General features: G+C 70.5%; 16 protein-coding genes. 7 read left to right on the forward strand and 9 right to left on the reverse strand.

The features are described from left to right. Window positions 1–8 precede the first annotated feature (8 nt). From D7X32_RS45360 to D7X32_RS07175, 4 genes are all read right to left on the reverse strand, one after another. On the reverse strand, window positions 9–149 hold the full coding sequence (locus D7X32_RS45360) for a hypothetical protein (RefSeq protein ID WP_158625622.1): 141 nt from the start codon (window positions 147–149) through the stop codon (window positions 9–11). An 89-nt stretch (window positions 150–238) separates the two neighbouring features. After that, window positions 239–2,437 (reverse strand): DUF4082 domain-containing protein, encoded by a 2,199-nt coding sequence (locus tag D7X32_RS07165; protein WP_120601758.1) that lies wholly within the window; start codon window positions 2,435–2,437, stop codon window positions 239–241. A 107-nt stretch (window positions 2,438–2,544) separates the two neighbouring features. Continuing rightward, window positions 2,545–3,288, reverse strand: coding sequence for an alpha/beta hydrolase (locus D7X32_RS07170; protein ID WP_147450060.1), 744 nt, complete (start codon window positions 3,286–3,288; stop codon window positions 2,545–2,547). A gap of 54 nt (window positions 3,289–3,342) precedes the next feature. Further along, window positions 3,343–3,867, reverse strand: a complete 525-nt coding sequence (locus D7X32_RS07175) for a putative signal transducing protein (protein ID WP_147450061.1) — start codon at window positions 3,865–3,867, stop codon at window positions 3,343–3,345. A gap of 223 nt (window positions 3,868–4,090) precedes the next feature. Here D7X32_RS07175 and D7X32_RS07180 point away from each other — a divergent pair, with 223 nt between their 5' ends. Both D7X32_RS07180 and D7X32_RS07185 read left to right on the forward strand, forming a co-directional pair. After that, a complete protein-coding gene (locus tag D7X32_RS07180) occupies window positions 4,091–5,230 on the forward strand; it encodes a glycosyltransferase (RefSeq protein ID WP_120601761.1) in 1,140 nt (379 codons plus the stop codon). 20 nt (window positions 5,231–5,250) lie between these two features. Next, a complete protein-coding gene (locus D7X32_RS07185) occupies window positions 5,251–6,387 on the forward strand; it encodes a glycosyltransferase family 4 protein (RefSeq protein WP_158625623.1) in 1,137 nt (378 codons plus the stop codon). 292 nt (window positions 6,388–6,679) lie between these two features. On the opposite strand, the gene D7X32_RS44875 is transcribed toward D7X32_RS07185, so the two are convergent. Continuing rightward, entirely contained in the window at window positions 6,680–7,924 is a 1,245-nt protein-coding gene (locus D7X32_RS44875) for a glycosyltransferase (protein ID WP_158625624.1), read from the reverse strand. A 295-nt stretch (window positions 7,925–8,219) separates the two neighbouring features. Between D7X32_RS44875 and D7X32_RS07195 the strand changes: the two genes are divergently transcribed. The 5 genes from D7X32_RS07195 (at window position 8,220) to D7X32_RS07210 (ending at window position 17,419) form a co-directional block, all read left to right on the forward strand. After that, entirely contained in the window at window positions 8,220–10,040 is a 1,821-nt protein-coding gene (locus D7X32_RS07195) for an aminopeptidase P family protein (RefSeq protein ID WP_120601763.1), read from the forward strand. A 350-nt stretch (window positions 10,041–10,390) separates the two neighbouring features. Beyond that, a complete protein-coding gene (locus D7X32_RS07200) occupies window positions 10,391–11,515 on the forward strand; it encodes a phage capsid protein (RefSeq protein WP_244238888.1) in 1,125 nt (374 codons plus the stop codon). A gap of 65 nt (window positions 11,516–11,580) precedes the next feature. Continuing rightward, complete coding sequence (locus D7X32_RS07205) at window positions 11,581–11,961, forward strand: hypothetical protein (protein ID WP_147450063.1); 381 nt, start codon at window positions 11,581–11,583, stop codon at window positions 11,959–11,961. A 229-nt stretch (window positions 11,962–12,190) separates the two neighbouring features. Further along, on the forward strand, window positions 12,191–15,529 hold the full coding sequence (locus D7X32_RS44880; protein ID WP_167506450.1) for a Dauer Up-regulated: 3,339 nt from the start codon (window positions 12,191–12,193) through the stop codon (window positions 15,527–15,529). Window positions 15,530–15,835: 306 nt separating this feature from the next. Further along, entirely contained in the window at window positions 15,836–17,419 is a 1,584-nt protein-coding gene (locus D7X32_RS07210) for a peptidoglycan-binding protein (RefSeq protein WP_120601766.1), read from the forward strand. Window positions 17,420–17,426: 7 nt separating this feature from the next. On the opposite strand, the gene D7X32_RS07215 is transcribed toward D7X32_RS07210, so the two are convergent. Genes D7X32_RS07215 through D7X32_RS07230 form a run of 4 tightly spaced genes read right to left on the reverse strand, consistent with a single transcriptional unit; the run spans window position 17,427 to window position 22,071 of the window. Next, complete coding sequence (locus D7X32_RS07215) at window positions 17,427–19,022, reverse strand: DHA2 family efflux MFS transporter permease subunit (protein ID WP_120601767.1); 1,596 nt, start codon at window positions 19,020–19,022, stop codon at window positions 17,427–17,429. Next, window positions 19,019–20,239, reverse strand: a complete 1,221-nt coding sequence (locus D7X32_RS07220) for an HlyD family secretion protein (protein WP_120601768.1) — start codon at window positions 20,237–20,239, stop codon at window positions 19,019–19,021. The genes D7X32_RS07215 and D7X32_RS07220 overlap by 4 nt, the downstream gene beginning before the upstream one ends. Next, complete coding sequence (locus D7X32_RS07225) at window positions 20,236–20,820, reverse strand: TetR/AcrR family transcriptional regulator (RefSeq protein ID WP_120601769.1); 585 nt, start codon at window positions 20,818–20,820, stop codon at window positions 20,236–20,238. Before D7X32_RS07225 ends, D7X32_RS07220 begins: the two co-directional genes overlap by 4 nt. A 57-nt stretch (window positions 20,821–20,877) precedes the next feature. After that, window positions 20,878–22,071: a toxin-antitoxin system YwqK family antitoxin gene (locus D7X32_RS07230; RefSeq protein ID WP_158625625.1), complete on the reverse strand. Its 1,194-nt coding sequence runs from the start codon at window positions 22,069–22,071 to the stop codon at window positions 20,878–20,880. Window positions 22,072–22,098 lie beyond the last annotated feature (27 nt).

Consider the following 22,098-nt stretch of genomic DNA (forward strand, 5'->3'; position numbering starts at 1 on the left):
CCGGCGCGCTAGGGGTTGTGGCAGTTGACGAGCTGGATGACGCCAGAGTCCTTCATCCGGTAGTCGAAGTTGTGGCGGCCGGTGCTGTGCGCGGACTCGATCCAGAGGGCTTCACGGTGACGGAGAACGGCTCCGCCGCCAGGAGCCACGTCATGGCGAACAGGGACGTCGCGGCACTCAGGAGCAGGGGAGCGGCGGGCATCCGTGAAGCATACCCGCCCTCCCTCGCGTCACGCGCTCAGGGGCGCGGCGACAGCTCCAGGTTGTCGAAGTTCGTGTCCCAGCCGTTGGACGTCGCCACGGTGAAGACCGTGCATTGCGTCGTCCAGCTGGGCACCAGGTGCGTCACCTGTCCCGCCGTCAGCGGGAAGGTGAGCGAGGGCAGGTCGAGGCAGCTCAGCGTGACCGTGGCGCCGGTGTCCCACGTGAAGGCATCCAGGCCCAGGATGCGCCGCTGGCCGAAGATGGACAGGCCGGCCTGGGTGAGGCCGCCGCCGTTGAACGACACGCTCTTCGTGTCGAACCCGCCCCAGGGCGAGGCGATGTACCAGCGGTTGGTGCCGAAGTGGAGGGGGCCATGCGGGCCGTCGAAGGTCTCGTCCTGGCCGGGGAAGGTGTCGAAGGTGACGAGGTTGGTGGACGGGCCCACGGGGATGGACAGCGCGTGGGTGTTGTTGCCCGGCACGAAATCCGTCTGCGATGACGAGATGGTGGCCTGGCTGGTGAACGTCCCGGCGCTGAAGGGGATGGCCTGCACGTGGATGGTGAAGCTCGCACCCGGCGCCAGGGTGGGGGCGCCACACTGCAGGTCACTGAAGAACCCGCAGTGCCCGCCGTTCACCGGCGGCGCGTTCGCCGAGTAGAAGAAGTAGCTCAGGCCGCTGGGGATCGGGACGTCGAGCACGACGTTGGTGGCGGTCGCCGGGCCCTGGTTCGTCACGGTGATGTCGTAGAAGAGCACGTCGCCGTTGGCGCCCGTGCCGTCGGGGAACGACTGCTGCACGGACAGGTCCACCGTCGACGGACCGCCAGGCTCCGAGGGGACGAACGTCACGTCCACCCAGAAGTTGGTGTTGAGCCACGCCTCCGTGGGGAACGCGCTGCCGTTGAGGTTGCGAACGCCGTTGCCAGGGGCCTCCAGGGTGGAGGGCGCGTGCAGCGGCGGCATGTCCACGCCCGCGGTGCTGAAGTAGTACGGGGTGATGGCATAGCGCCCGCCGGTGGCGAAGTACGACACGACGTAGGTCGTGTTCGCGGTGAGGCTCACCGGCGTGGTGAAGGCCAGCTCGCGCCAGCCGAAGCCCGTCTCCGCGGGCGTCGTCTCCGTGGTGGCCAGCAGCGTGCCGGTGGCGCTCCACAGGTGGCCCACGTGCGGGCCGGTGTCGGTGCTGCCCTTGTAGTAGCGGACCTTCGTCACCGTGCCCGCGACGTCCGTGCGGAACTTCACGCCGACCTCCGTGGGGGTGGCGTCGGCGTTCTCGTACTGCGGGTCCCCCGTCACGCTGTTCCACAGGCTGCAGGGGTTGCAGGCCATGTTCGCGAGCGTGGTGGCGGTGACGACCGCGGAGTCCGCGCTGAGGTTGCCGGCGGCGTCACGGCCGCGCACGGTGTAGTTGTAAGCGGTGGAGGGCGTCAGGCCGGTGTCGCGGTAGCGCACGGTGGTGCCGGGCAGCTCCGCGATGAGCTGGCTGTTCCGGTACACCAGGTGCGCGCGGGCGTTGCCCTGCGTCTCGCCACTGCCGTCCACGGATGCGTACCAGGTCAGGTCGATGGCGGTGGACGAGCTGGGCGTTCCCGCGACGTTGGTGGGTGCGCGCGGCGCCGTGGTGTCGTTGGGCTGGAAGGCCACGTCCACCCAGTAGTTGCTCGCGTTGAACGTGCTGGTGGGGAAGCCGCTGGTGCCATAGCGGTAGAGGCCATTGGTGGTGGCCTCGGCGTGCAGGGGCGGCGCATCCAGCGCGGACGCGAACCCATTGCCCGTCACGGCGTAGTGCCCCGCGGGCGCGTAGTACGAGACGACGTAGTTCGTGTCGGCGGCGATGGTGACCGGCGAGGCGAACCGCGCCTCCTGCCAGCCGGAGGCTGTCTCGCTCTGGAAGGTGACGGTGGCCAGCAGGGAGCCGGAGGCCGTCCACAGGTTGCCGGTGTGCGTGCCCGTGTTGCCCGCGCCCTTGTAGAAGCGCAGGCCCATGATCCGCCCGGGCGCGTCGCTGCGGAAGCGCACGCCCAGCTCCACCGCGCCGCTGTCGTCCGCGGCCGCCACGGCCGGGAGCGCGGTGGTGCCCAGCAGCGAACGCTCACCGGCCAGCAGCGGCTGCGCGGCCGACGTGGCCTCCGGTGTCTCTTGCGTGGGCGGTTCAGCGGGAGCACAGCCCGTCTGAATCCAGGTGAAACCCAGCACGAACGTCGTGACCCATCGTGATGCATGTCGAAGCACGTCGGACTCCTTGTCTGTGAAAACCGGCGTTGGCTTCGCATGTCGTCAACCCGGAATTCAAGCGTTCCAAGGACGGTTGACATTTCTCGCAGGGCTGACGGCAAAGCTCAGGGCGTTCGGGACAATTCCGCCAGGAATTGAAACAGCGCCGTTTGTTCATGAGGCCGTGCCAGCAGCCACGTGTGGCCCAGGCCGGGCACCTCGCGCGAGTCCAGCCTCAGCCCTGCCGCACGCCAGGATTCACGCGCCGTCCGCCACAGGGGCGCGCTGCCATCTGTTTCACCGATGAATGACAGGATGGGCACTCGCGCGTGAGCGGAGCTGGTGGGCGGGGTGTGTTCATCGCCGCGTGACAGGCGCGGGGCACCGGCGATCAGGACCAGTGCGCCGAAGGACTCGGGGCGCGCCGCCCACAGCTCCAGCGCCATCTGCGCGCCCGCGCTGAAGCCCAGCAGCACCGGCCGTTCCGCATCCACGCCAGGGACGCGAGCCACCTCCGGCAGCGTGCCGAGCATCATCCGGTTGGCGTCCGCGCCACTCCAGCCCTGCGCGTGCTCACAGGGGAACGTGAGCAGCGCGAAGCCTTGGGCCTCGAAGGAACTGGCCAGGGGTTCCACCAGCGTCAGGCCATCCGTGCCCGTCGGATGCAGCCACACCACCAGCCGGTGCGGGTGTTCCGGCGTGGCCTGTCCGGAGACGAAGAGGCGGTAGGGCAGGCCGTTCGCGGGCGCGCCCGTCCGCGTCGGCGTGGACGGCTCCATGGGCGCGCGGGACTCGGGGGCCACGGAGGCGCACGCGGTGGCCAGGGCCACGGCGAGGAGGGCAGGCAGGGGGGCGCGGCAGGGCTTCATTCCTGGAAGGCTGCCACGCCACCGGGGGCTCGCGCCCGGAAGGGCAGGACGGCTTCAGCGCAGCAGCGCGTTGAGCGCGCCCGCGAGCATGATCACGAAGAGCGGCCCGAACATGAAGAGCAGGATCACCCACGCGACGACCTTGCGCTTCCGGCCGCGCTGGACCCGGGCGCCTGAACCCTTGCGGTCGGAGCAGTCCTCACAGAGACCGGTGCTGGCGCCATCGCAGCTGGCGCACAGGAAGGTGCCGCACCGCTCACAGGTCCGCGTGGCGCGCTGGCCATGCACCGCGCAGTGGGCGTCCTCGGAATCGGGGTCCGGCGTCGCGCCGGGGCCGCTTCCGGACGGCTCCTCTTGCGGCACGCTCCGGAGCAACTCGCGGGCGCGCTCCAGCTCCCCGGACGGGACCAGGACCCTCAGCTCGATGAAGGCCCCGGCCACGCCCAGCATCGACCGGTGCTGCTCGCCCTGGACGAGGCACGGGATGCCGTTCGCTTCGAGCAGCCCCCGCACGAGCGCGGCCTCGGATTCGTCGCCGCAGGACGTGAGCAGCTGGAAGTCGTGATCGGGGATTCCCAAGAAGGGCTCCGCTCCGGTGGGGGCCCCCCAGGGGCCTGTAGGCGTTGGCTGCACACGAGTCTCCCGCAGGACTCAAGCCCCGGGCAAACCGGCCGTTTTTCCTCGGGAACGCACCGTGCCTTCACGCTCCGCGAAGGAGGTTCCACTGCACGACATTCACCAGTCGGTGGGCGGCCCGCGGGGGGTTGTGGGCCCGGGGTGCGTGCCTAGCTTGCCCGCGTCCATGACGAACGAAATGCACCCGACGGCGCGGCCTACGCGCGTGGCTCACGTGATGTATGGCCTGGAGATGGGCGGACTGGAACAGCTGGTGGTCCGGCTGTCCCAGCATGGCCGCGAGCGGGGCATTGAATCCGTGGTGCTGGCCCTGGGGCCGGACGGTCCGGTGCGCGAGCTGCTCCAGCGCGCCAACGTCCCCACGGTGTGGCTGGGAGGCCTCGCGGGCATGACGCCCACGGCCATCCGCCGGCTGGCCCAGGAGGTGGACGCCTTTGGCGCCGACGTGGTCCACGGTCACGACGTGGGGCCCTGGCTCAACGCCGTCGCCACCCGGACGCTGCGTCCGCGCACGCCCGTGATGGGCACCTTCCATCAGACGGTGGAGCCGCAGGGCAAGCTGCGCCCCGCGGCGATGGCCGCCGCCATGTTCACCCAGTCCCTGGTCGCGTGCGGCAGTGAAGTGCGCGCCAGCCTGGAGCGCTGGAGCCCGAAGCTGCTCTCCAACGTGGTCACCATCGAGAACGGCGTGCCGCTGGAGGTCGCCACGGGCGAAGCGGCCCGCCGGAGCGCACGCGAGCGCCTGGGCCTTCCCCAGGACGCCACCGTGGTGGGCTACCTGGGCCGCCTCTCCGAGGAGAAGGGCCCGGACCTGCTGGTGGACGCCTTCCTGCGCCACTTCGCGGACGCGAAGGACACGCACCTGGTGATGATTGGCCCGGGCCCCATGGAGGCCTCGCTGCGCGCTCGCGCCGCCGCGTCTCCGCTGGCCGGACGGGTGCACTTCACCGGCGCGCTGTTGGAGGCAAGCAAGCTGCTGCCCGCGTTCGACGTCTACGTTCAGCCGTCCCGCCGCGAGGGCCGCTCGCTGTCGCTGCTGGAGGCGATGGCCGTGGGCCTGCCCACGGTGTCGCATGCCATCCCGGCCATCCGCGAGGTGCACCGCGATGGCCAGACCGCGCTCCTGGTGCCGTCCGGGGACGTGGATGCGCTCGGCGGCGCGGTGAAGCGCCTGGCTCACGACTCGGAGCTGCGTTCGCGTCTGGGTGAGGCCGCGAAGCGCGAGGCGCAGCGCTATTCGCTGTCCACCATGGTGGACACGTACGCGAAGCTCTACCGGGGTGCCGCGGCTCGCGCCCAGGCGTGAGCGGCACGGGAGATTCACGGGTGCCGCACTCCACCATCCTCCATGTGCGCAGCACGTGCGGCCTGTATGGCGCGGAGCGGGCGTTGCTGTCGCTGGCCGCGTCGACGCCGTCGCCGTGGCGGGCGCAGGTGTGCAGCCTCGTTTCGCCCGGAAGGGTGGACGTGCTGTCGGGCGCGGCGCGCGAGCAGGGACTGGACGCGCTGACGCTGGAGGTGCCCGGCCGCTTCAGCGCGATGGCCGTGGCGACGCTCGCCTCGGAGGTCCGCCGGCGGGGCGTGGGGTTGCTGCACGCGCATGACTACAAGTCGCTCACGTTGGGCGCGGCCGCGAGCGCGCTCGCCGGAGTGCCGCTGGTGGCCACGTACCACGGGGACACCGGTGCCACGCCCGCGTTGATCGCCTACGAGGGGCTGGCGCGCGTGCTGGGCAACTGCACGAGCGCGGTGGCCGCGGTGTCGCGCGAGCTGACCGCGCGCCTGCGTCGCTACGTCCACCGCTCGCCGGTGGTCTACATCCCCAACGCGCTGCCGCTCGCGGATGCGTGCACGGAGGAGGAACGGCTCCAGGCCCGCGAGGCGCTGGGGCTCGCGCCGGAGGGGTCCGTCATCGCGCTGGTCGGGCGCCTGTCGGTGGAGAAGGGCCCGCAGGTGCTCCTGGACGCGATGCAGCGGCTGGCCCGGACGCCGGGCGCCACGGTGCCCACGCTGCTGCTGGTGGGCGATGGCCCGCTGCGCGAGTCATTGGAGGCGCAGGCGCAGGGGCTGCCGGTGCGCTTCCTGGGTTTCCGTTCCGAGGTGCGCAGCGTGTACGCGGCGGCGGACGCGGTGGTGATGCCGTCCCTGCGGGAAGGCATGCCGCTGGTCGCGCTGGAGGCGATGGCGCTGGGACGGCCGCTGGTGGCGTCCGGCGTCGGAGAGCTGCCCCACGTGCTGGGCACGGGGCGTGGGCTCGTGGTGCCGCCGGGCGACGCGGGCACGCTGGCCTCGGCGCTCGCGGGACTGCTGGCGGCTCCCGGTTGGCGCACGCGGATGGCGGAGGCCGCGCGCGAGTACGTCGTGGCCCACCACGCACCGGAGCGGATGGCGGAGCGTTACATCGAATCCCTCTACCTGCCCGCCCTCGTGGCTCCGCGCGAAGCGCAAGTCGCGGCCGGGTAGAGGGCAGCCGAAGCATCAGCGCCTGCCGGAATCCGCATTGGCACGGCCATGCCGTGACCCCTCCCGCCCGACGCGGCCCCAGCTGGTCCGACAGTCGGACCGGTTTCTGGGCGTTCTTCACGGCAGGGGCGCCGGCCGCGGTCGTCCCAACGGGTCCGACCGTCGGACAGGTTCGTGCGGTGCGCCCCGGACGGGGCGACCCGGCTGGGTTCCCACCTGCTCATCCATGGGGACTGCCTTCAGGTCCGAAGGACCGGGCGTGCGGCGGAAGCCCACCGCACGCCTGGATGGCTCAGGTGGCTTCCGGCTCAGAGGGCTTCTTCGCGTCGCCGCCCACGGTCGGCGCGTTCTGGTAGAGCTCGCCCAGACCGGCCCCGATGCCGTCCCACGCGAAGGCCTCCGCCATGCGGCGAGCGTTCTGCGCGAGCCGGCTGCAGAGGTCTGGATCATTGCGCAGGCGGCGCAGCGCGGCGGCGAACTCCTCGGCGGACTCCGCGAGGAGCACGTGCTGGCCCTCCACCACCGGCAACCCTTCCACCGCGAGCCGCGTGGCCACCACGGGCACCCCCGCCGCCGCGGCCTCCAGGACCTTGAGGCGAGTCCCGCTGCCCGCGCGCAGCGGAATGGCCGTCGCCAGCGCACGCGCCAGGTACGGCGCCACCGACGGCACCGAGCCCGTCACCACCAACCGCTCGTTCTCCAGGGCGCGCACGGATGCGGGAGGACTGCGGCCCACCACCATCAGCTTGCTGGTGGCCAACTCCGAAGAAACCAGCGGCCACACCTCGCGCGCCAGCCGCAGTACCGCGTCCTCGTTGGGCCACCAGTCCATGGAGCCCACGAAGACCAGGTCGTCGCGCGCGGCCTCCTGGGGCACGAAGTCCGCCAGCTTCACGCCGTTGGGCACCACCTGCACGTGCCTTGCTCCCATGGCGCGCAGTTGCTGGGCGTCCACGTCCGAGCACGCCAGCACGGTGTCCGCCTGGCGCACGCACTCGCGCTCCAACTGCTCCACCCGCTTGAACTGCCAGTTCAGGAACGGCCGCAGCAGCGGCGCGCTCAGGGGCGCCATGCGCGCGAGCACCTGGCTCTCCACGTTGTGCTCGTCGATGACCAGGTGCGCGGCCGGGTTGAGCTGCCGCGCCAGCGGCAACAGCTGCGCCATGTGCAGGTGGTCGAAGTGGATGATGTCGAAGGGGCCGCGCTCCACCAGCACCTTGCGGAGGGCGTCCCGCAGGCCCTGGCGCGCGAAGCGGACGTAGGTGAGCGGCGTGCCCCGCAGGAAGGTCTGGGTGCTGTGGAGGGTCTCCCGGGGCGCCACGCGCGGCAGGTCCACTAGGTGCAGCCTGGAGGCCGGGACGCCCAGCGCTCCCAGCCAGCGCGTGAAGCCCGCGGCGTCGTTGCCCGCCCGGTGCACCGCGAACACGTCGAGCTCGAAGCGCGAGGCAAGGGCGCGCACCAACTCGAGCGTGCGCAGGGTGCCGCCCGTATCCGAAGGCAGCGGAACGTAGGGAAGGATGGCGAGAACGCGTCGCACGGTGGGAAACCAGGCCTGCTTCAGGAGACGGGTGGAGCCGGCCGCGTGCTCCTCACCGCGGCCACCGGCTTGGTAAGCACCTGCGCGCAAGGGGCCCAGGGTCCCGCGACGCTTTCCCCTCAATGGACAACAGATCGCGAATCCGCGACCCAACGGGATGCTGCACCGCGTCTTCCGAGTGACAGCGGTATTCCCAGAAGTCTTGACCGGAGAGGTGACACCCGGCCCGGGAGGGGCCTCGAAAAGGCGCGCTGTTTCCGGCATGAGGACGCCCGGCGCAACGACGGAGGAAGCCATGGGCCTTGAGCAGACGCAGGGGGCCGCGGCGCGCGAGCGCATCGCGCGGCTGCGGCAGGTGATGCGGGAGCGCGGTGTGGCGGCGGTCTGGGTGACGACGAGCGACCCGCACCTGTCCACCTACCTGCCCGGCCGCTGGAAGGGGCGGGAGTGGGCGTCTGGGTTCACCGGCTCCCTGGGCACGCTGGTGGTGACGGCGGACTCCGCGGGCCTGTGGGTGGACAGCCGGTACTGGGATCAGGCGGACGCGCAGTTGAAGGGCAGCGGCATCGCGACGGTGCGGACGACGAACGCGCCCGGACAGTCGCACCTGGACTGGCTGGCCGCGAACGTGCCGCCAGGGCAGGTGGTGGCGGTGGACGGGGCGGTGCTGGGCCTGGGCCTGGCGCGCTCGGCGGCCGCGCAGCTGTCGGCGGCGGGGGTGGTGTTGCGCACGGACCTGGACGTGGTGGCGGAGGCCTGGGCGGACCGGCCGCGCCTGCCCGCCGCGCCCGTCTACGCGCACGCGCTGTCACCCGTGCCTCGCACCGACAAGCTGCGGGCCGTGCGCGCGGAGATGGGCGTGCTGGGGGCGACGCACCACTTCATCTCCACGCTGGATGATGTCGCGTGGCTGACGAACCTGCGCGGCTCGGACGTGGACTACATCCCGGTGTTCCTCGCGCACCTGCTGGTGGAGCCCGGTGGGGCCCGGCTGTTCATCGGGGAGGGCAAGGTGCCGGACGCGCTGCGCGCGCAGCTGGAGGCGGACGGCATCACCCTCCACCCGTACGACGAGGCGGCCCGCGCGCTGGGGGCGTTGTCGGACGGCACGCGGCTGCTGGTGGACCCCCGGCGCATCACCCACGGCCTGCGGCAGGCGGTGCCCAAGGGGGTGACGGTCGTGGAGGGGCTCAACCCGTCCACCGTGGCCAAGTCGCGCAAGACGGACGCGGAGTTGGGGCACTTCCGCAACGCGATGGAGCAGGACGGCGCGGCGCTGTGCGCGTTCTTCGCCTGGTTCGAGTCCGCCCTGGGCCGCGAGCCCATCACGGAGCTGACCGTGGACGAGCGGCTCTCCGCCGAACGGGCGCGGCGTCCGGGCTTCGTGTCGCTCAGCTTCTCCACCATCGCCGCGTTCAACGCGAACGCCGCGATGCCGCACTACCGGGCGACGGAAGCCTCGCACGCGACGGTGTGCCTGCCGGGGCAGAAGCCGCAAGGCCTGCTGCTCATCGACTCCGGCGGGCAGTACACGTCCGGCACCACGGACATCACCCGGGTGGTGCCGGTGGGCGAACCCACGGCCGAGCAGCGGCGCGACTTCACGTTGGTGCTGCGCGGGATGATCAACCTGTCCCGCGCCCGTTTCCCCCGGGGCACGCGTTCACCGAACCTGGACGCGCTGGCGCGAGCGCCGCTGTGGGCGGAAGGCCTGGACTATGGCCACGGCACGGGCCACGGCGTGGGCTTCTTCCTCAACGTCCACGAAGGGCCGCACGGCGTCTCCCCGACGATGCCCAATGACCTCACCACGGCGCTGGAGCCGGGGATGATCACCTCCAACGAGCCCGGCCTCTACCGCCCGGGCCGCTGGGGCATCCGCATCGAGAACCTCATCGCCGCGGTGCCCGACCGGAAGACGGAGTTCGGCGACTTCCTGCGCTTCGAAACGCTGAGCCTCTGCCCCATCGACACGCGGCTGGTGGACCCGGCCCTGCTGTCCCGGGAGGAGACGGACTGGCTCAATGCCTATCACGCCACCGTGCGCGAAAGGCTCCAGCCCCACCTCCAGGGCGCGGCGCGCGACTGGCTGCTCCAGCGCACCCAGCCTGTCTGAACCGCTCTGCTCTCGACCCAACGGAAAGACAGACGCGCGGCTGGACGTGCTGCTCCGGAAACACGCATGCTGGGCCGCGCGGGGGGGCCGGCCCCGCATGTGATTGGAAGGACTTCGCATGCTGATGTGCTCGCCCGTCCGTGACGCCCAGTCCGACTGCCGGGAGCGCTACGCCTGCAACGGCGTCAGCAACACGGGCCTCAAGGCCTGTCAGGTCAAGCTGTAGACGCCAGGGCTTGATTTGCAGGCTTGGCGCTTGATGCTTGGAATCCGGTGAGAGCAGGCTTGCGGGCATGAATGCTCCCGCCGGGTCTCTTCGTTCCCGCTCCGCCCGCCGTTTCATGACGGGGATGCTGCTCACGGTTTCGTTCGGGGCCTGTGCGCCGGAGGAGGCCGTCGAGGATTCCCTGTCCGTGGCCCAGGTGGAGTCAACGCTTCCGGCGGGAGGCTGGCGGGTGCTGATGCCGGGTGGAGGCGGGCCCATCCGGGGCATCACCCGCCGCTCGGATGGCGTGCTCATCGGCGGCGCCAGCTGGGGGCACGGCATCGACGTGTGGACGAGCGCGAATGGGGGCGCGAGCTGGACGCTGCACGGCTCCGTCGCCAACAACCCGAACGTGGAGTTCGGCGACGTCACGATGCGAGCCATCCCGGGCACGCACACCGTCTTCTGTGCCTTCCGCGAGTACGCCAACGGCCAGTGGCGCGTCACCATCACCCGCAGCGACAACGACGGCGACGGCTGGGTCTACGACAGCACCGTCGCCGGTCCCACGACGCGCTTCGTGGGCGCGCCCTTCCTCTTCCAGCGCGGCAACGGCGACCTTCAGGTCTATTACGACTCCGAGCTGCTGGCCGCGCAGGGCGGCTACCCCGGCCACCAGTGGATCGCCATGCAGGGCCGGCAGGGCACCACCGGCGCCTGGAACGCGTACGGAACGGTGACGGTGTCGCGCGACAAGCGGGCCGGCGCGCTCAGCCGCGAGGGCATGCCCACGGTGGTGCAGCTCTCTGGAGACCGCATCATGGCCGTCGTGGAGGGCGTGGAGGCGTTCCCCACGGGTGGGGCTCGCGCCAATGTCATCAACGCCGTGCAGTCCTGGGACGGGGGCCGCACCTGGGACGACTCGCTGCGCCGCACGGTGTATGCCTCACGCATCGACCCGGGCTCCGGCCGCCGCTACAACGCCTACGTCCCCTATGCCATCCGCGTGGGTAACGGCCCGGTGGGCGTCGCGTTCTGCACGGACGAGGACAAGGCCGGTCCCCCTGACCTCTCCAGCGCGCCGGTGGATCAACGCAACTGCCACGTGGGCTTCGTGCTGACCACGAGCACCTTCGAGTCCTGGTCCGCGCCCACCCCCATCTGGACGGGCACCTCGCGCAACTACACCCCCGGCCTCTTCGAGCGCGCCCCCAACGACGTCATCGCCCTCATCGATGGATTGGGCACCCAGCGCGTCCTGGTGCGGTAGCACGTCCGGACAGTGTCTGTTACCGGGGAATGGCCAGGATGCAGGACATGGGATGGATTGTGCCCATGTCCACGTCCCCGTCGTCGAGCCGCTGGCTGCTGACCGCGTTCCTCTTCTGGAGCTTCGGGCTCGTGCATGTCTTTCCCTTCCTGGGGGTCTACATGCTGATGTTCAACAAGCAGTACGCCCCGGCGATGCTCGTCGGCTTCGCCCTCACCGGCCTGGGCCTGGGCCTCGTCCAGGCCCTCACGCGCGGTCCCAGGGCGCTGCTGTTCACCCCGGCGTCGTTCCTCGCGGGGTGGGCGCCGTTGCCGCTGCTCATGGCCGCGAACGTCCCTTTCAGCACCGTGTCGGCACTCACGCTGCTCGCCTCCGTCGGGTGCATCTGCCTGGGGCAGTGGGCGCTCAACGCCGAGCGCGGGCCGCAATCACCCTCGGGGGCATGACGCGACCGGGCGACGAGAGGGGGGCCTCCGGGAGGCATCCATTGCGTCCGCTATGCCTTCCCGCGTCATGCGGGGCGCGCGCATTTCCTGAAACCAGCCGAGGGGACATTGCGTATCGGGGCGGTCCCCTCGGGGACTCGCGCGAACGCGGGAGCCCAGGCAACATTCGCGGCGAAATGTAGAGAATCCGGGGAACTTTCTCGGTTCCTAAAAGGTAGGAGTTCCGCTCATGTCCACCCCTATTGATGGCGGCGCCGCCGCTGCCGCCCGTGCCGCCGCCGAAGCCGCCGCCCGCGCCGCCGCCGAGGCCGCTGCTCGCGCCGCCGCCGAGGCCGCCGCGAAGGCCGCCGCCGAGCAGGCCGCGAAGCAGCAACAGCAGCAGCCGCAGACGAAGCAGCCCACGGTGAAGCTGTTCCAGAACGATCAGTTCTCCTCGGCGGGGCCGCAGAACCGCAACGGCGTGAACCGGCTGACGGGTGAGACGACCAACCCCTTCGCCACGCCGCTCTCCTCCAATGGCAACGCGCGCCCGGTCAACGCCCCGGCGGGACAGAACGTCGCCGCCCCGGCGGCGGAGCCGAAGCCGCCCCACGCGGAGGCGCTGCCCGACAAGGCGGAGGACCTGCCCAAGCTCTTCCCGGAGCTGAAGGACAAGAAGAAGGAGGACCTGCAGAAGGCCTATGACTCGCTCAACAAGCTGGGCACCGGCTCCTTCTCGGAGAAGGCCACGGCCCTGGGCGAGCTGGCCTCGCAGTTCCCGGAGACGGTCCCCAACGCGCTGGAGCGCCTGGGCCTCAAGGACGACAAGCTGGCGAAGCTGGCCACCAACTCCGACGCGCTCACCTCGCTGGGCAAGCTGACGGACCCCAAGGCGAGCAAGACCGACAAGGCGCAGGCCGCCCTCACCCTGGCGAAGGCCGCCGGCGACGCCTTCGCGCCGGAGGACCTGAAGGGCGTGCTGGACACCGCGCTCAAGGGCCTGCCCGCCGCGGACAAGCTGGTGGGGGCCATTGGCAAGTGGACGGACCCCAACGCCTCCGCCACCGACAAGGCCACCGCCACGCTGGAGCTGGGCAAGGCGCTCAAGGACTTCGCCGGGGACAAGTTCCCGGCGCTCGCCAACGACCTGCGCAAGCTGGACGGGTCGCTGCGCGCCGCGGGCTCCGCCATCACCCTGGCGGACCCCAACGCGTCCACGCAGGACAAGGCGCTGGCCGCCGCGCAGCTCCTGGCGGAGGTGCCCGACCTCAAGAAGGACCTCAAGGCCTTCACGGACGTCCTCAAGAACGCGGGCGTGAAGAACGCGACGGACGTGGCCCAGCAGGGCACGCAGCTGGCCAACGTGAAGGTGAAGGGGCTGGATCCGCAGCTCGCGTCCAAGCTCACGCCGGATCAGCTGAAGAAGCTGGAGTCCGCCGCCACCAAGCTGGGCGGTCCGGAGTCGCTGGAGGGCGCGCTCAAGGGCATCACCGACCCCAAGGCCCTGGACAACCTGGTGGGCCAGCTGGGCAAGGCGGACGCCGCGGCCGGCAAGCGGCTGGTGAGCGCCCTGGGCGGCATGGAGCACAAGGCCCTCAACGAGGTCCTGTCGGATCCGAAGACGACGGAGCAGTTCGCGAAGCTCGCGGGCAAGCTGGACGACGAAGCCGGCAAGGTGCTGTCCAAGCTCGTCACGGACATGGACCCGAGCGCGGTCAAGGCGCTGCTCAAGTTCACGGACGGCGTCGGCGCGGACGCGCTCAACACCACCGTGAAGGGCCTGGGCCCGCTGCTGGACAAGGCGGGCAGCAAGCTCGTCGGCCAGGGCCTCAAGGTGATGGAGAAGGTGCTGGGCAAGGTCGGCGTGGAGATCACCGCTGACGTGGCCGGCAAGGTCTTCAAGAACCTGGCGAAGGTCGTCCCGGTGGCGGGCGCGCTGCCCAACGCCATCGACGCGGCGAAGTACGAGAAGGAATCGCTGGAGCTGCACGGCAAGAACAACGACCTGGGCTACTTCGCGCACACCGCCGCGGCGCTGAACGTCGCGGACGCGGGCATTGGCATCGCGTTGGACCTCACCGGCGTGGGCGTGGCCGCGGACGTGGGCGCCAGCGTGCTCTTGGGCGCCGCCGAGCTGGCGATGGACATCGGCTTCAGCCAGGAGAAGGCCAAGTTCGAGGCCGACCCCGAGGGCTACAAGGCCCCGGACTGGATGAAGGCCGTGAACCTGGCGGGCGCCGCGGCCCAGGGCCCCGCGGGCCTGGCGCACATGGCCGCGTACTACGGGCCGGAGGGCACCGCGCAGCTCATCCAGTGGGGCGTGGAGAAGGCCGCCAAGGGCGCCGTGAAGGCCGCCGAGTTCGTGGGCGTGTCCCAGGCGGAGCTGGCCGGCGAGGGCCTCAAGGGGGCCGCGAAGGTCATCCACAAGCTGGCGGACGTGGTGCGCAACCCGTCCAAGTACGGCGAGGCCGCGGTGAAGGCGGCCACCGAGGCCTTCAACACCGCCATCGAGAAGGGCGGCGAGCTGGCGAAGGAGGCCAAGGAGGTCCTCGACGGCGTCATCGACGGGGCGAAGAAGCTGGGCGAGAAGGGCCTGGAGACGCTCAAGTACATCGCGCAGAACCCGGGCGAGGCCGCGAAGAAGGCGCTCGACGGCATCAAGAGCGTGGTGGACTCCGGCGTGGACCTGGCCACGGACGCCGGCAAGGCGCTCTACAAGCAGGCCGTCTCCACGCTGAATGACCTGAAGGCCGGCTACGACAAGCTCACCGGCGCCGCGAAGGAGAAGGCCAAGGAGCTCATCGACGGCGCGACGACGCTCGTGTCCAACACGGTGAACAAGGCCAAGGAGCTGGGCGAGAAGGGCCTGGAGCTCTTGGCCTGGACGGCCCAGAACCCGGGCGAGGCCGCGGCCAAGGCGAAGGAGGCCCTTGGTGACGCCCTGGCCAAGGGCGGCGAGCTGGCGAAGAAGGCCTGGGAGTCCGTGAAGGACCTGGGCGCGAAGGGCGCCGAGCTGGCGGAGGGCCTGGTGAAGGGCCTGGCCAACGCGGGCGAGCAGGCCGTGGAGACGCTCAAGTACATCGCCAACAACCCCGGCGAGGCGCTCACCAAGGCCGGCGAGTGGGTGGGCGGCGCGCTGTCGGACATGGCCCGCAAGGGCGGCGAGCTGGCCTCCAAGGCGGCGGGTGCCATCAAGGACTTCGTCGACAACCGCGTCACGTGGGCCAAGGACTTCGCCAAGGACCTGCTCAAGGACGGCGTGGAGTCCTTCAAGAACGTCGCCAAGGCCTGGAAGGACAACCTCACGGAGGGCGGCAAGGAGCTGCTCGTCGCCGTGGCGGACCTGGGCGACGCGGGCGTGGACGCGCTCAAGGACCTGGCCGGCGCGGGCGGTCAGCTGGCGGAGGCCGCCGTCAACCACCTGGGCGACATGGCGAAGAAGGGCGTGGATGCCGCCAAGGACGCGCTCGGGACCCTGGCGGACCTGGGCGGCGAAGTGGGCGAGCTGGCCGGGGATGTGGCCGGCAAGGTGAAGGACTTCTTCGACAGCATCATCCCAGACGACATCCCCGGCATCCCGGGCATCTAGTCCTCCACGTCACAGGCCTGTAGCGCCCAACGGGGTCTGTTCCTTCACGGGAACAGGCCCCGTTCGCGTTCGTGGCGTCTGGTTGGACTTTTCCGTCGAGCGCGGTGCGTCACGCGCGTGAAGCCAGACGGACCCAGGGAGTATTTGTTGCCCGTTCGTGACAGGACCTGCATCCAAGACAAGTTTGAGCGGAAAATTACGAGCAGATTAAACTGCGAGATCTTAATTTCCTGATCTCGCGCAACTCGCTGGGAGACGCCTGGATAATCGGGGCAGGAATCACAGCCGCCACCGAGGAATCCCCGCATGAGCCTGAACGCGACCACGTCCCAGCGCACGAACTCTGTCTTCTCGAATCGTTCCCAGGCTGTGACGACGAGCGCGGTTCGCAGCACGAACCCGAACGCCATCTTGTCGCAGTACAAGCCCACGGGCGCCTCGGCGCGCACGGCGGCGCAGGACGGGCTGCAGCCGGGCGTGGCTGCGTCGACGAAGATGGCGCAGACGGACCTGGCGCGGCTGCAGAAGTTCAAGGGCAACATCGAGGCGGCGGCCGCGAAGCACGGCCTTCCCCCGGCGCTCCTGGCGGCCATCGCGAGCCGTGAGTCGCGCGCGGGCGCGGCGTTGGACCGCACGGGCCACGGCGACGGCGGCAACGGCTTTGGCGTGATGCAGGTGGATCACCGCTTCCACACGACCAAGGGCGGCCCCACCAGCGCCGAGCACATCGACCAGGCGGCGGGCATCCTCAAGGGCTACGTCAACGACATGAAGAAGGCGCACCCGGACTGGTCCGAGGCGCAGCAGCTTCGTGGCGCGGTGGCGGCCTACAACTCCGGCCCCGGCAACGTCCGCACCCAGGCGGGCATGGACGTGGGCACCACGGGCAATGACTACTCCAACGACGTGTGGGCGCGCGCGCAGGCGCTGGCGCCGCACTTCGGCGGTGCCGCGACCAACACCGGCACCAACACCAACACCCAGAACACCACGCGCCCGGCGCAGACCGCCGACACCTTCGAGCCCGCGGGCACCAAGAAGCCGGCGACGAAGTGGAGCGCCGCGCCCTCGATGGACCAGGTGAAGGCGGGCGGCAACAACCTGCGCGAAGGCATGCAGGGCCCGGCGGTGAAGCAGATCCAGGAGATGCTGGGCGTCCCGGCGGACGGCAAGTTCGGCCCCGTGACGAAGAAGGCCGTGGAGGACTTCCAGCGGGCGAACGGCGTGAGGGCGGGCAGCAACGCGGGCCAGGTGGGCCCCGACACGTTCAAGGCGCTGCAGGGCAAGCGCCCCGGCAGCACCAACACCACCAACGGGACGAACAACACCCCGGGGACGAACAACACCCAGGGGACGAACAACAACGGCGCGGTGCTGGGCAACGGCGTCCGCATCAACACCAACGACCCCACGCTGAAGAAGCTGGCCACCTCGCGCCTGAACAACGGCCAGACGGGCTACTGCGTGCGCACCACGCTGGACAACATGAGCCGGCTGGGCATCCCGAACACGCCGGCGGCGACGGGCAACGACCCGAACAACCCGCGCGGCGGCATGGCGCAGATGCTGCGCAATGGCTGGGAGTCCATCCCGTTCCCGGGCGCCAAGCAGCAGGCCATCAAGAGCCCCTACGGCAACGCCACCGCGAACGTGGTGACGGCGGACCAGTACCGGAAGCTCGTGGCGGACGGGAAGGTTCCGGACGGCGCCATCATCTTCCAGTCCCGCCACGGCTGGGACTACAGCGGCGGCTCCAAGGGCAACGACATGGGCATCGTGCGCAACGGTGGCAAGACGACCCACAACTACCAGGACATGAGCTCCATCATCTACTCGGACTGCAAGGAGGTCGTCATCCTGGTCCCGAAGGGCGCCATCCAGCGCGACTGATGATGGCCTAGTGGGACGTGTCCACGGCCCGGTCCGGCAACGGGCCGGGCTTCTTCATGAAGACGATGAGGAAGGACGCGGCGAGGAAGGAGAGGGCCAGGAACAGGAAGCCGCTGTTGAAGGCCTTCACCAACGCCTGTTCGCTGATGCGGTGCTGGAGGACCGCGAGCGCGGCGGAGTCCGGCGCGAAGAGGTGGCTGCCCGGGCCGCCCTTCAGCGTGGCGAGCTGTTCCTGGACCCAGGGGTTGTACGCGTCCACGTGCGACGTGATGGCGGCGTAGGCGCGGTGGGACTCGCGGTCCAGCAGGGTGCTCATCCACGCGGTGCCGATGGAGGCACCCAGTTCCCGGGTGAGGCTGAAGAGGGCGGTGCCGCCCGGCCGCTGGGACGCGGGCAGGGCGGTGACGGCGAGGAAGGTGAGCGGGACGAAGCCGAACCCCGTTCCCACCGCGCGGATGAACAGCGGCGTCACCAGCGCGGGCAGGTCCGCCTGGGGCGTCAGGTGGGCGTTGAGCCACAGGCTGGTGAAGATGCCGGTGTTGGCCACCACCAGCAGCAGGCGCGGATCCACCCGCGTCACCAGCCGGCCGGCCAGCGGGAAGATGAGCAGTTGGATCCAACTGCCGAAGAGGAACACCCGGCCGATGTCGATCGCCTTGTAGTGCATCACCGTGCCGCAATAGAGCGACAGCAGCAGCGACCCCGCGAAGATGGCGGTGCCCACCAGGAAGTTGAGCGCCGTCGCCGCGGAGTAGGCCCGGTTGAGGAAGATGCGCAGCTCCACCACCGGGTGGCGCGTCTCCAGTTCATGGCTGACGAAGCCCACCAGGCTGATGCCCGCCACCGCCGCGAGCAGGGTGATGGTGGCGCTTTCGAACCAGCCCTCGCGGTTGCCCTCCTCCAGCACGTACTGGAGCGACACCATGCCCACCGCGAGCAGTCCGATGCCCAGGCGGTCCACCGGCGCGCGCTCCGCCACGAAGCCCGGCTGATGGATGTGCCGCCACGCCACCCACGCGGCGAACAGGCCGAAGGGGACGTTGATGAGGAAGATCCAGTGCCAGCTGGACAGGTCGATGAGGTAGCCGCCCAGCGTGGGCCCCAGGAGCGGTCCGGTGATGGCGCCCAGGCCGAACAGCGCCCCGGCCATGCCGTGCTGCCGCTCCGGATAGCGGGAGAACAGCACGCTCTGCGACGTGGGGATGATGGCGCCGCCGCCCAGGCCCTGGAGGATGCGGAACACCACCAGCGACAGCAGGTTCCAGGACAGGCCGCACAGCACGCTGGCCGCGGTGAAGATGAGGATGGACGCCGTGTAGTAGCGCCGGAAGCCGAAGCGCTTCAGCAGCCAGCCCGACAGCGGGATGATGGTGATGTTCGCCATCGCGTACGCGGTGGACACCCAGGCGATCTGATCCAACGGCGTGCCGAAGCTCGCGCGGATGTCGTTGAGCGCCACGTTGACGATGGAGATGTCCAGGAAGGCCATCAGCCCGGCGAACATCGCGCCCGCGGTGATGAGGGTCTTGTTCCCCTGGAGCAGCGTGGCCTCGTCTCCGGCCGGAGCAGGGGCCGGAGCAGGGAGTCTGGCGGCGGCGCTCATGGCGCGTCCGTGTAGACAGTGGCCTCGGCGCTCATGCCCGGACGCAGCTCCACGTCCGGCGTGCCGTCCAGGCGGATGAGCACCGGCACGCGCTGGACGACCTTCACGAAGTTGCCGCTGGCGTTGTCCGGCGGCAGCAGCGCGAAGCGGGAACCGGTGCCGTGCGACAAGCTCTCCACGTGCCCGTCGAACTCGCGCCGCCCGAACATGTCGAAGCGCACCCGCGCCCGCTGGCCGGGCTGCACGCGCTCCAGCTGGTCCTCCTTGAAGTTCGCCACCACCCACACGTCGTCGCGCGGGACGATGGCCATCAGCGACCGCTCCGGGCCCACCGTCTGGCCTTCCTCCACCGAGCGGCGCGACACCACCCCGGCCCGCGCCGCGCGCACCGTGGTGTAGGAGAGGTTGAGCTCCGCCATCCGGACCGAGGCCTCCGCCTGCTGCACGCGGGCCTCCGCCAGGGCCACCGCCGCGCGCGATGAGGCCAGCTGCTCCTCCGTCGTCCGCGCGGCCGTCAGGCGCCCCTGCGCCAGCGTCACGCCGCCCGAGGAGCCCGTGAGGGCCGCGGTCGCGGACAGCCGGCGCGCGCGGGCCTGCTCCAGCTGTGCGTCCGCCGCGTCCAGCTCCGTCTGGCGCAGGTCCACGTCCGCCTGGGCCAGGGCCTGCTGTTCGAAGAGGGACCGGGCGCGGCCCAGGTTCGTGGCCGCGAAGGCCTGGCGCGACACGGCGGCGGCGACCTCCGCGTCCGCCTGGGTGATGGCGGCCTTCGCGGCCTCCCGCGTGGACGTGGCGGACGTGAGCCCGCCTTCCGCCTGGGTGAGGGACGCGGGCGCGGTCCTTTCGGTGAGGGCCAGCGCCGCCTTCGCGCTGTCGGCGGAGGCTCGCGCGGCCATCAGGTCCGCCTTCGCCGCGGCCAGCCGGGCGGCGAAGTCCTCCGGATCCAGCTCCACCAGCACGTCGCCCGCGGCCACGCGCTGGTTGTCCACCACCGGCACGCGGCGCACCTGCCCGGCCACGCGCGCGGCCACGTTCATCACCCGGCCCTCCACCTGCGCGTCGTCCGTCGTCTGCTGACCCAGGTGCAGGAGCGTCCAGCCTCCAGCGAGGAGCCCCACGCCCACCGCCAGCCCACCCATGAGCAGCGGCGTGCGGCGGCGCTCCTTCACGGCGGGCGCGGCGGGCGCGTCAGCGGAGGGGAGGGTGGCCACGGCGCTCATGGGCCCTCCTTCGTCAGCAGCTCCGCGCCCAGCTTCTTCGCCGCGTCCAGGAACTCGTCGCCCAGCTTCGTGCCACGCACGGCGCGCGACAGCGACAGCGCGCCGTACATGAGCGCGATGGCGGCCAGCGCCTTCTCCCGGCGCCGCGCCCCCGAAGGCAGCAGCTCCGCGTATGACTGGATGAACTCCTGGAGCTCCGCCTCCAGCGCGCCCCGGTAGGGCTCACCCGTGCGCGACACCTCCGCGGTGATGCTGGGCAGGGGACAGGTGGGCGTGACGGCGTCGCGGTGCTTGCGCGACAGGTAGCGCTCCAGCACCTTCAGCGCGGGCGCCTCCGGCGCGTCCTCCTTCGCCTTGCGCAGGAGCGCGTTCCACACCGTGCGGGCGGTCCCCCGGATGGTCTCCGTGAACAGGTGCTCCTTCGAATCGAAGTGCCCGTAGAAGCCGCCCACCGTGAGCCCGGCGCCCTTCATCACGTCCATGATGGAGCTCGCCTGGATGCCACGCTCCAGCAGCAACGTGGCGGCGGACGCGAGGATGGCGTCGTGCGACTTCTGCTTCTGCTCCGTCTTCTGGGTCATGATGGATGATGGTAGTAATATTTCGACCATCATCCGTCAAGGCGGCCCGCCCGGGGCCTACTTCTTCTTCTTGCGCGAGCCGTCCTCGTAGAAGGCCTCGTCCTCCACCAGCCCGCCGTCGGGGTCCCAGCGCTTGCGCTCGGTGACGCGGCCCTTGGACCACTGCGAGTCCTCGATGAGGGTGCCGTTCTCCGCCCACACCTGGCGGCGGCCTTCCGCGTCACCCTTCATGTAGTGCTCGCGGCTCCAGGTGCCGCCGTCCGGCAGGAAGCTCTCCGTCACGCCGTCGGGCACGAAGCTGTAGCGGCCTTCGATGGCGGCCAGGTTCTGCCGCTCGCGCAGCGAGCCGTCGTCCTCGAAGGTGGAGTCCACCGCGCGGTCTCCCGTCGCGACGAACTCGTGCTTGCGCTCGCCGTTCTGGAAGTACTCCACGCGCTTCACCTGCTTGCGGTCCTTCCAGGTGACGACGTTCATCTTGCCGCCATCCTTGAAGAACTCCGTCTCGTCGCCCTCCTTCTGGCCCTTGACCCAGGTGGTGGAGCGGAGGGCCTTCCCGTCGGCGTACTGCGTGCTCACGCCGTCGAGCACGCCCGCGGAGAACGCGTTCGTCGCGGTGCGCTGCCCGTCCTTGTCGAAGCTCTCCGTCACGCCTTCGCGCCGCCCGTTCTTCAGCGGGATGACGGAGCGCTTCTGTCCGTTCGAATGGAAGAACACGAGCGGCGAGGGCCCCTTCCAGACACAGTCCTTCAGGCCCGCCTCCCACGACGACTGCAGGCCGCAGCCCGCCTTGGTGAGCCGCCCGGTCTCGTCGTAGTCCGCGAAGGTGCTCTTGTCGTCCTCCGGCTGCCGGTCCACGCGCCGGGACACCTTGCCGTTGGGGTGGTAGCGCAGCTCCTCGCCCCGCGGGTTGTCGTCCGCATACTGCGCGGTCTCCACCAGCCGGCCCTCCTCGTAGCGCTTGAAGCCGCCCTGCCGCTTGCCGGCGCGGTACTCCTGCTCCACGGCGCGGCCGTCGGACCAGCGGCGCACCTCCCAGCCGTCCTGCTTGCCGTTCTTGAACGAGACGGTGTGTGTCTCCTTCTTCGTGTCCTCGTCCACGCAGCGCACGGTGCCGGTGAGGTTCGCGGTGGAGTTGCCGTTGTCCAGGTTGATGGACTGGCCCTGGAACGAGCAGCGCTCGATGGCCCACGCGGGCGCGGAGAAGAGGGGCACGGACAGCACGAGGAGACGCATCACGGAAGGCGCGCGCATGGAGGACTCACGGGCAATGGGGATGGG

The sequence above is a fragment of the Corallococcus carmarthensis genome, from assembly GCF_003611695.1.
Lineage (GTDB): Bacteria > Myxococcota > Myxococcia > Myxococcales > Myxococcaceae > Corallococcus > Corallococcus carmarthensis.